We start from the raw sequence: 705 nt of genomic DNA, 5'->3' as shown, positions 1-705 counted from the left end.
ATTTCCTAAATCCTTCAATTCCTCCCCTTATTTTTCGTTCATTAACTTTAGAATTCTTTTTAAATTCACCGCAAATATGGTGGTGGCCCCTTGAATCTGCATACCAAATAAACCCGAGGAAGTTGCTTTTTTCAACCCGTGTCTGTTCTTTAATTCATTATTTTTCGCTTCTATTTTATATCGTTCTTTTGCCATTTTTTTGAATTCTTCTGTCTTTTGGAATGCCTCTTGTTCCAAATGAGTATTGGATTTAATCGTAACGGAAAACGACTTTGTTTTCGCTCCTTCTTTATAACACCCATTTTTAAATGGACAAACTTTACACTTCTCAACATCAAAAAAATATTTTAGTTGCGGATTTCTGTTTTCATCTTTTTCTCGTTTCTTTTTTCCTTTTTTAATGGCTAAGTGACCAGCGGGACAGGCATACATATCGGCATCTTTGTTAAATTCAAATCCCGTCTTACGATGAGGTTGTCCATTGGTTATTACTGGGTGTAATTTTGAAACAAGCTGCATGTTATTTTCCTTGGTATATTCTAAATTTTCTTTTGCAGAATATGCTGTATCTCCTAAGATAGTTTCTACCTTCATTCCTGCTTCATTTGTCTTTTCCACTAGCTCTTTTAAATACTTTCCATCTCCTTGTTCTCCAGAGGTAATAACAGCGGCAGTCACAATACGTTCATCAGACATGGCAATATG

General features: G+C 34.9%; 1 protein-coding gene. It reads right to left on the bottom strand.

Going from position 1 to position 705, the window contains the following annotated elements:
• Positions 1 to 27: 27 nt before the first annotated feature.
• Positions 28 to 705 (bottom strand): transposase (locus ACTNDN_RS24930; protein WP_441132574.1); only part of this gene is annotated, 678 nt, incomplete at its 5' end.

Source organism: Niallia sp. HCP3S3_B10 (assembly GCF_052064465.1).
Classification (GTDB): domain Bacteria; phylum Bacillota; class Bacilli; order Bacillales; family Cytobacillaceae; genus Niallia; species Niallia hominis.
Note: the sequence above shows the minus strand (reverse complement) of the source record. Positions and strands in the feature narration are given on the sequence as shown.